At 66.7% G+C, this 8,282-nt stretch carries 10 protein-coding genes; 4 read left to right on the forward strand and 6 right to left on the reverse strand.

Annotation, left to right across the window (positions count from 1 at the left end):
- Together BJF77_RS17710 and BJF77_RS17715 are read right to left on the reverse strand one after the other, a co-directional pair.
- Positions 1-870, reverse strand: an 870-nt coding sequence (locus BJF77_RS17710) for an ABC transporter permease (protein WP_255396353.1), incomplete at its 3' end; no start/stop codon positions are given.
- Positions 870-1,826 carry an ABC transporter ATP-binding protein gene (locus BJF77_RS17715; RefSeq protein WP_075872993.1) on the reverse strand — a complete coding sequence of 319 codons (957 nt, stop codon included), beginning with the start codon at positions 1,824-1,826 and terminating at the stop codon, positions 870-872. The genes BJF77_RS17715 and BJF77_RS17710, both read right to left, overlap by 1 nt.
- Positions 1,827-2,338: 512 nt before the next feature.
- Here BJF77_RS17715 and BJF77_RS17720 point away from each other — a divergent pair.
- Together BJF77_RS17720 and BJF77_RS17725 are read left to right on the forward strand one after the other, a co-directional pair.
- A complete protein-coding gene (locus BJF77_RS17720; protein WP_075872994.1) occupies positions 2,339-2,536 on the forward strand; it encodes a hypothetical protein in 198 nt (65 codons plus the stop codon).
- A 691-nt stretch (positions 2,537-3,227) separates the two neighbouring features.
- Positions 3,228-3,542 carry a hypothetical protein gene (locus BJF77_RS17725; protein ID WP_075872995.1) on the forward strand — a complete coding sequence of 105 codons (315 nt, stop codon included), beginning with the start codon at positions 3,228-3,230 and terminating at the stop codon, positions 3,540-3,542.
- 336 nt (positions 3,543-3,878) lie between these two features.
- Here the strand turns inward: BJF77_RS17725 and BJF77_RS17730 are convergent, their stop codons facing one another.
- The 4 genes from BJF77_RS17730 to BJF77_RS17740 all read right to left on the reverse strand — a co-directional run bounded on the left by BJF77_RS17730 (position 3,879) and on the right by BJF77_RS17740 (position 7,210).
- Positions 3,879-4,424, reverse strand: a complete 546-nt coding sequence (locus tag BJF77_RS17730; protein ID WP_255396354.1) for an HNH endonuclease family protein — start codon at positions 4,422-4,424, stop codon at positions 3,879-3,881.
- A 440-nt stretch (positions 4,425-4,864) separates the two neighbouring features.
- Positions 4,865-5,587, reverse strand: coding sequence for a hypothetical protein (locus BJF77_RS17735; protein WP_158041312.1), 723 nt, complete (start codon positions 5,585-5,587; stop codon positions 4,865-4,867).
- A 425-nt stretch (positions 5,588-6,012) separates the two neighbouring features.
- On the reverse strand, positions 6,013-6,153 hold the full coding sequence (locus BJF77_RS22215; RefSeq protein WP_255396355.1) for a hypothetical protein: 141 nt from the start codon (positions 6,151-6,153) through the stop codon (positions 6,013-6,015).
- Entirely contained in the window at positions 6,143-7,210 is a 1,068-nt protein-coding gene (locus tag BJF77_RS17740; RefSeq protein ID WP_255396356.1) for a PD-(D/E)XK nuclease family protein, read from the reverse strand. Before BJF77_RS17740 ends, BJF77_RS22215 begins: the two co-directional genes overlap by 11 nt.
- A gap of 224 nt (positions 7,211-7,434) precedes the next feature.
- On the opposite strand from BJF77_RS17740, the gene BJF77_RS17745 reads away from it, so the two are divergent.
- Together BJF77_RS17745 and BJF77_RS20695 are read left to right on the forward strand one after the other, a co-directional pair.
- Positions 7,435-7,932, forward strand: a complete 498-nt coding sequence (locus BJF77_RS17745; protein ID WP_075872997.1) for a DUF1990 family protein — start codon at positions 7,435-7,437, stop codon at positions 7,930-7,932.
- Between the two features lie 164 nt (positions 7,933-8,096).
- Positions 8,097-8,282, forward strand: a 186-nt coding sequence (locus tag BJF77_RS20695) for a hypothetical protein (protein WP_158041314.1), incomplete at its 3' end; no start/stop codon positions are given.

Below are 8,282 nucleotides of genomic sequence, written 5' to 3' on the forward strand. Positions count from 1 at the left end.
CCCGGTGAACAGCACGAACCCGCCGATCAGCAGCAGCACCGCCACGATCATGGTCCCGGCGTCCAGGTGCAGGGCCGACATATCCAGTTCGGGGATGGCCAGCCGGTCGCGGAAGAAGACGTAGCCGATCAGCACCGGGGCCAGTGACACCAGGATCTGCACCGCCCCGACCGCGAAGACGGCCAGGATCTTGCCCACCACCAGGGTGGTGGGGTTGACGGTGGTGAGGATCATCTCGGTGACCCGGTTCTCCTTCTCCTCCAGGGTGGAGTTGAGCATCTGGTTGGACAGCATCACGATCACCAGGAAGAACACCACCAACAAGGCCAGTGGGCCGATGGTCTCGGTGAATCCGCCGGTGATCTGCCCGTCGCGGTAGATCGTGGACTCCACCGCCACCTCTCCGGCCGCCGCCGCGGCCAGGCCCGGGTCCCCGATCTGGGTCTGGGCGGAGGTGGTCAGCAGCGCCTCGGCCACCGCTTCGTAGGCGCCGTTGTCGAAGAGCCCTCGATCGGCCCCGGTCACCTCGATCGGCTCCTCGGCCGGGTCATCCGGGTAGGCGAAGTAGGCGTCCAGTTCCCCGGCCTTCACCTGCTCCACGGCCGCCTGCGGATCAGAAGCCGCCTCCCCGCCGAAAGCCGCCGCCGCGTCCGGGGCGATAAGCCCGGAGGCGTCCGTGTAGGCGAAGGCGATCTCCGCCTCGGCCTGGGCGTCCGCGGAGTCACTGATCGAGCTGTTGGAGATGAAGGACAGGGCGAAGATGACCCCGATGACCACCGGCACGGCCAGGGTCGCGATCCAGAACCCGCGCTTGCGCAGGGTCCGGACCAGTTCGAACATCACCACGGTCTTGAGATTGTGGCGTCCCATCAGGCCCCCACCCCCGCCGCCTGCATCGCACCGGTCTTCTCATCGAGGCTGTCGGTGCCGTAGACCCGGATGAAGATCTCCTCCAACGAGGTGCGCTCAGTGCTGAACCCGGAGACCGCCACACCGGCGCCGACCAGTTCGGCCAGCACCGTGGTCTCATCGGCCCCACCATTCGGGGCGAGGTGGCTCACCTGTCCCTCCCCCGCCGGTTCGGTGGCGACGACTGTGTAGTGGTGTGAGGGTGGTACCACACCGGTGTGAGTGGCCCGGTAGGTGGTGCCGCCGAACTGCTCCTGCACCGCCCGCACGGTGCCATAGGCGTGGGAGGTGCCGTCCTTGAGCAGGATCACCCGGTCGCACAAACGCTCGACCTCCTCCATCTGGTGGGTGACCATCACCACCGTCGCCCCGGCCCGCTGCTGGTCCTCGATGATGTCCATCAGCAGCCGCCGGTTGACCGGGTCGAAGCCCTTCGTCGGCTCGTCCAGGATCAGCAGCTGAGGGGTGTTCATGATCGTCACCCCCAGCTGCACCTTCTGCTGCTGCCCGCCCGAGAGCTTGTCCAGGCGGGTGGACGCCTTCTCGGCCAGGCCCACCCGCTCGAGGTACTCCAGCGACCAGGCCTTCGCCTTGGCCTTGTCCAGGCCCTTGAGCCGGCCGAAGTAGGTCATGGTCTCCAGCACCGGCTCCTTCTTGTACAAACCCCGCTCCTCCGGCAGGTACCCCAGCGTCGCCCCGTCGGCCGGCTCGAAGACCTTGCCGTTGATGTGCAGGGTCCCGGCGGTGGGCTGGTAGATCCCCAGCAGGGCCCGCAGCGTGGTGGTCTTGCCCGACCCGTTGGACCCGAGGAATCCGAAGGTCTCCCCCGCGTGCACGTCGAAGGACAGGTCCTCGATCACCGTGGTCGCCCCGAAGGCCATGCGGAAGTCGCGGATATGGACCAGCGGCTCGCTCATCGCGCCCCCGCTGTCGTACGTGCTCTCACTACTGCTCCTCTAGTTCTGCCACCGCACCCAGACCGGCACCGTGCAGCAGAACACCCGAGGCGGCAACGACAATGCGCGTCAGCGGGCTCCCGTCCTTCACCCGGTCCGCCTTCTTCCGCGACAGCCGTGCTTACCACCATCTCTGGCAGCCTCTGGTGTCTGCACACGGGTTCCGGGGTGCGCTTGGCGCTTGCGAGTTTCCAGCCTAGAAGTCGGCGCGCATCCTCGACCTCCCCCACCAGGATGAACCTCCGGATCCAACTCCCCCGGGTGGGCGGATGACAGCACGTGGGTGCGTCCGTGTGGGCGTGACGATCCCCTGGCCAATGTCTGCTGGTCGACCTTCGACTGCTGTCGGTTCCGCGACATCCGGACGCGCCCGCCCCTGGGCAGGCCGGGTCAGTTGCCTCCTGATCGTGGGGCAGTTGCCCGGAGGTGGTGCACGCCGCGGTTGCTGCGCGCGGTGTTGCTACGCTCCCGCCATGAGCAGCCGCGGGTCCTCGGACAACCACCTGGCGATGGGCATCGCCTTCGGACCGCTGATCGGGGTCATCCTCGGGCTGCTGATCGACAACATGGGGCTGGGATTGGCCTTCGGCATTCCGATCGGGATGATCATCGGCCTGCTGTGGCCGGCTCTTTCCGGCAAACAACGCCATCCCGAGGACCCCGCCGACTGAACCCCGTCCGGATGAGCGCAGTACTCCACTCCTGACCGTGCCCAGAACATGACACGGCAGGGTCGTCACCGCCTGTAGGAAGAGGCGACACACGAATGATTCCTGGACCGACACGACAGCTTTCCAAATGACCGGCAAGTGCTCGAGCACCCGTTCCGGCTCGCCTCATCAACGTCACCGGACCCACCTGGCCGTAGGCCCTCAATCAGCGCCGACCGCCGCTGCGCAGACTTGCATCTTGCTCACGGGCAACGGGCGGGTCGCTCTCGGGCCAGCTGGCGGATCTCGCACCGGCTCGAGAAGCGGCGCTGTCACGACGGCACCACCGGTGTGAGCAGAACTCCCACCGCTCACACGTCCCTGTCGCCATTTCGGCGTGGCGGAGGACGGTTCCTGCAATCCCCAGGAGGAGCATGGGTCCGGTGAGAACCTCACGCCCGGCATCGACTTCTTCAGCAGACCAGCAGCCCAAGCCGCCCCGGGGTTTCGCCGCCGTCCTCCCGTTGCTCGTGGGCTCCACGGTCGGCGCCGCCGGGGGCAGCACCTTCGTGCTGGCCAACGCCTCCGCGCTAGGCCCACCATGGCCGGCACCGGTGCTGAGTGCCTGGGGCGTGCTCGCACTCGGGTGGTTGGCTGCGACGTTCCTGCGCCGACACGAACCCGCACTCGCCCCACCTCGCCGACATGCCTGGTGGTCTACGCCACGACCGTGGTGACGATGCTGGTGCTGATCCGGCTCGCCACCACGACCCTTGGTGACCTCGGGGCGGAGCACCTGCGCCCAGCGGCCATCGCTGCGGCGGTAGGACTGCACTTCCTACCCTTCGCCTGGGCCTTCCCCGCAGCATCACGGCTGTTCGGCGTGCTCGGTGTCGTCGTCGCCACCCTGGGTGGTGCAGGACTGCTGCTGGGGCTTCTGGGCGTATCCACTGCCGGGGCCGCGGCCGCGGTACTGGCCGGTATGACGATGCTGGCTCTGATCACTCTCCACAACCTCCGTCACTAGCCGGATCGGGAGCACCGGTGCAACGCCCTACCCGAGCGTTGCGCGCCCTCTTTCGTGACCAGGCATCCACTGACTCGACATTCCGATCGTCAGCCACTCGCCGAAACTGTCTCAGCGCCGGCAGGCCCTAACCGGCCGCAGGTGAACCAACGGGTGGTTACCAACCCGGCACTGGCCTCCGGCTGACGCACTGGTCGCTTCGGCACGTGCCGGTGAGGGACTACCGCTGCAACCGGGCCAGGCCATGTTCATGGTGAGTGGTTCCCCGTCAGTGCAGCGCGGAGCGGGCCGGACACCGCAGCGGTGTCCGGCCCGGTCACATCCGGTGGGCCTCGGTCAGGCCTTGGCGACCTTGAGGGTCACGTTGGGGCATCCCGCGGCGATCCGGGTCAGTGCGGCCTTTTCCCTGGAGTCGGCCTTCAGGCCCCAGCGGATCTTCACCGCCACCCACTCCCCCACATAGGCGCAGCGGTGCTTGGGCGGCATCCAGTCCTCCGGGCCGCGGGCCTGCTTGGTGGAGTTCAGCTTGGAGGTCTGAGCACTCAGGGTGCGGTGGTCACCGAGGTCGTTGTAGAACGCCACCCGCTTGGTCTGGCTCCAGCCCCGGGCCCCCGAGCCCCAGGCCTCGTGGACGGGCACGGTGTGGTCGATCTGCACCGTGGTCGCCGAGGTGTGCACCTTCCCGTCCCAGGTGGTGATCCACTTCCCACCCTTGACGGTGCACCGCTTGGCGGTGGTGAAGCTGGTCTTCACCTTGGACTCGTTCTGCAGCACCTCGGCCCGGGTGTTCTGGCAGTCGCGGTTGGTGTCCTTCCAGTCGCCGAACTGCTTATCCCGGTTGTAGCCGGCGTTGTTCTCCGCGGCCACCGGCAGGGACTTCACCGCGGTGCGCAGCGGGGCGCTGTACGTGGTCGCGCCTGCGCCGGGGCCACCCCACCGGTGAGCAGCAGACCCGCCACCACGGTCGAGGCGGCCGCGGCACGCCACCCCGCACGAGTAGCACCCCCCACAGGCGCCGAAGAGGTGGAACGGGGACGTGAGAGCAGACCGAAAGGCATGAGGAGCCTCCAACATCAAAGGGGATCAGAGCGCCTGGATCAGCGCCCCCTCATGCTGGCATCACAACAGCAAATAGCCCCGATGTGACGTTGACTTGGCGTCTGCGCAGGTGAGAGCGACGCTACCGCCCCGTAATCAGCGGCCTCCGGGGGCCACTTTCTCCTGCGGATCCTCCCGGCGCAGACCATCAGGGGAGGATCTGTACCCCCTGGGCAGGACACCTCCTCGAGCGGCCGTTGCCACAGACAAGAGTGTGGTGGCAGTCAGGTCACCGGAAGCAGCTGGCCGTCCGGGCCCTCGCGCACGTAGCGCAGATCGGCCGGGGCCGGCCACTGGTCGATCAGCTCCTCGACGACGTCGATCGCCTCCTCGTCCTCATAGTGGGCTTCGTCGGCGAAGTCGATGGCCAGGTGGGACAACTTCCCCTCCATGACCTGGAGGCGGATCTGCAGCACCGTGCCATCCGCCGCCTGGTACCGGGCCTGGACGGGGTAAGTCTGGTGGTGGGGCACCACGCGCACCACGTCCTCGGGCACCTGGAACTCCACAGTGGCGGAGAACCCCTCGAGGTCGTCGTCGAAGAAGGATTCCTGCGCGACCGCCAGCTGCCCCAGCAACACCTGGGCGTCGGCGCTGTCGGTGGCCTGCAGAATCCCGCGGACCACCTCGCGCACCACAGGGGTGAGCGCGCGGGTGCGCACCGGATTCTCCTCCACCTCTAGGGCCTGGGTAGCAGCCCGGGCCCCGGCACGGTCGACGGCATAGCCCACCAGCACACTGGCCAGCGAGGTCGCCGCCACCCACCGCCGCGGATGGCGCACCCCGGCTGCCTCCAGCCGGCCCATGATCCGGGCATCCAACCTCTCGGAAGCATCCGAAAGAGCCAGCACCGTTACCCCGGAGAGCGCCCCGGCCACCACATTGGCCGGCACCAGCGCGGCGCGGTCGGTGGTGACACCCGCCCACCACGCCGTGGTCGCCGCCACCCCCGCCCGGTAGGCCCGCCGACGTGCCGGACTCAACCGGGACGGGTCGATCAAACTCAGCGCACCGAAGGCGGCAGCCGAGCTCGCCCCGAACACCGGGGAGACCGGATCAGTGAACCTGCTGTGGGCAAGATGCATGGGGGCGTCCTTTCAGGTCAATGGACCTCACCCTACGCACCACCAGTACCTCACCCAGCGGAAATGCTGTCACCAAAGGTGTCATCAGAGATAGCTTGATGGCCACTATCAAGCCTTGGGTAAACCTGGCGCTCACACACCGCTCTCGGGCAGTTCCCGTTCCGGCACAAGCTAACTTCTCCGGGCAGGGTGAGGAGTTGGACATAGGCACGTCGATCGGACCATGACTGCTCACACGAGCAGATCAGCAGTCGGCTGCACCCCGAGCGAGAACACCCCAGGTCCCGTCAGCCTCCGGGTGCCACCGCCAGCACGGCCTCTCGCAGACGGTCATCGTCCGGGGACAGCCCGTGGATGACCTCACCGAGGCTGACGTCTGTCTGCATGATCCGCTCGAGGCTCTGCTGACCCGTGGTCTTAAGTGTCACGAACACTTTCGAGTAGTCCGGGTCGGGCACTAGCTAGCTGCGGCGCCTGCTCGTTCTTCACGACGGCAGTGGGCCCGAACACGAGGAGGATCGTCGGCTGCTCATCAGCGCGGTGCAGAGCGACGCACCACTGCCATATTCCCTTGAGACTCGCCTCGATCTTCTGCACCTGCCCCCTCTCGACCTTCTCGTTCAGCTGATCCGTCAGCGTGGTCCGCGCAAAACCCTGAAGCTGGGCCTTCACCGTGGCAAGGGTCTTGCGGCTGTCCTCGAACTGCCGCCGCGCGTGCTCGGCGACGAGGTCGGCGAACTCCTGGGTCGCACGATCCTGCGACTGGTACCCGTAACGGGCGGATTCCCCGGTCTCGCACATGGCCTGGATGAAGGAGATCTGGTCATCAGGGTTCACTGCCGCCGGGCCTTCCACGAAGTGGTCAATCATCTGCTGGATAAAGAAGAACTGATCAGAATGCCCCCGGCGCCACGAGGGAACACGATAGATGTGTGCGTGGAGATCCCCCAGGACCTCGGCGTAGGTGACGACAACCGCGTCTTCCCATCCATCTTGCTGGCGGTGGGCCGCCCGCCGGTGGCACAGCAGCACGACTGCGGCCGCTCTCCCGGGCCCAACAGCGAAATCGAGATACCGCTGGTAGTCGTGACCGTGTCCATCGGAGGTCCCGTAGTTCTCGACGACGACGGCGGCAGCCTGTTGCGAGAGGACGATGTCGGCGATGTCCATGCCGACCTGGCCGCCAGCGACTTCTTCGTCCCGTCTGGTGTCGACTTCCTGGGTCACGCGGTAGCCGGTGGAAGGCAGCTGCTTACCGCTCGGCAGCCCAGCGTTGATTCGCTCGAGGAAGCTGCACTGGAAGGCATCGCCGAGTCCGTGCGTCGCATCGGCGGCCAGCAGCCAGGCAAAGACATTGGACAGTTGCTTCTCATGGGTGCCGTGGTGCATCACCCGGAAGACATTGAAATCCTCGGCCAGACTGCGCGACAGCATGGGCACGAGTGCCGTGACAAAACCGCTCATGTCCGTCGATCGGGGGGTCATGGCGCGACGCTACATGAGTGGTGACCGGATGGAGCGGCTGACACGGACCGCGCCAGATCCCGCCGCTCCCACCTCGCCGTCAACACCCAAGAGTTGATTTTGGACATTGAACCAGCTTGTGAGACGCCCCCGATGACACGCCGCACAGCACCACCCCGCCCTGCAACAGTCCCTCCGCCGCTAACCGGCCATATGTAAAGCGCCTCCTTGGCATAGTGAGCGCTATGACTCTGCTCGACCGCCTGCTGACCTACCCGGAGATCGGCGCCACCGCTGGGCAGCTGCCCGACGGATACAACCATCTGAGGGTCCACCGGGTCATCGGCCACGGGGAGTCGACGTTCCACCGCGCCGCCGATCGATTGATGAGCTGGCAGATGCACCGAGCGGCCGGACTGACTGTCGTGGCCACCACACCGCGCGTCGAGCAGGACAGCCGTGTCCGTCTGCGCCTGGGCTGGCACCTGTTGCGGATCTCCTTCGGATGCCGGGTGGTCTACGTCGTGGAGGAAGAGCGCCGGCGGGGCTTCGCCTACGGGACCCTGCAGGGCCACCCCGAGCAGGGCGAGGAGAGGTTCTGCGTCGAATGGCGGGAGGACGACACCATCGTGTTCACCATCACTGCCTTCTCCCGTCCAGGCACCTGGTGGTCCCGCGCCCTGGCGCCGGTCAGCCATCGCCTGCAGCAGCGATACACCCGCCGGTACCTGCACGCCCTGTAGCGCCTCTTCGAAGGCCAGCGAGGGTGCGCCACAGCAACCATGGGCGTGGCCTCGACGTGCATTAGCCTGCACGCCAGCACAAGTGCGCCTTCTCCGTGCGCGCTGGGCCTGATAGTTCTGGGCTTGAGCCGAGACAAAGCGGAAAGTTCTACAGGAGGTGTGCAGTGGAGGACATCTTCTGGCCGGCCCTGATCATGGGCCCCGTGATGATCGTCTTCGGCATTGTGGTCATCAGGTTCCGCAAAACGCTGATCTCAGTCATCATCGAGGCCCAAAGCGTGCTGTTCGGCCGGCGAGTCGGTCAGATCTTCGCAGATCGCACCGGCTCTTCGGCGCTGCTCTCTCCCGGG

Source organism: Kocuria sp. CNJ-770, assembly GCF_001942375.1.
In the GTDB taxonomy this organism is placed as follows: domain Bacteria; phylum Actinomycetota; class Actinomycetes; order Actinomycetales; family Micrococcaceae; genus Kocuria; species Kocuria oceani.

Coding starts and splice junctions, on each gene's coding strand:
- BJF77_RS17715 (WP_075872993.1), bottom strand. CDS start 1,826: ATGAGCGAGCCGCTGGTCCATATCCGCGACTTCCGCATGGCCTTCGGG.
- BJF77_RS17745 (WP_075872997.1), top strand. CDS start 7,435: ATGACTCTGCTCGACCGCCTGCTGACCTACCCGGAGATCGGCGCCACC.
- BJF77_RS17740 (WP_255396356.1), bottom strand. CDS start 7,210: ATGACCCCCCGATCGACGGACATGAGCGGTTTTGTCACGGCACTCGTG.
- BJF77_RS17720 (WP_075872994.1), top strand. CDS start 2,339: ATGAGCAGCCGCGGGTCCTCGGACAACCACCTGGCGATGGGCATCGCC.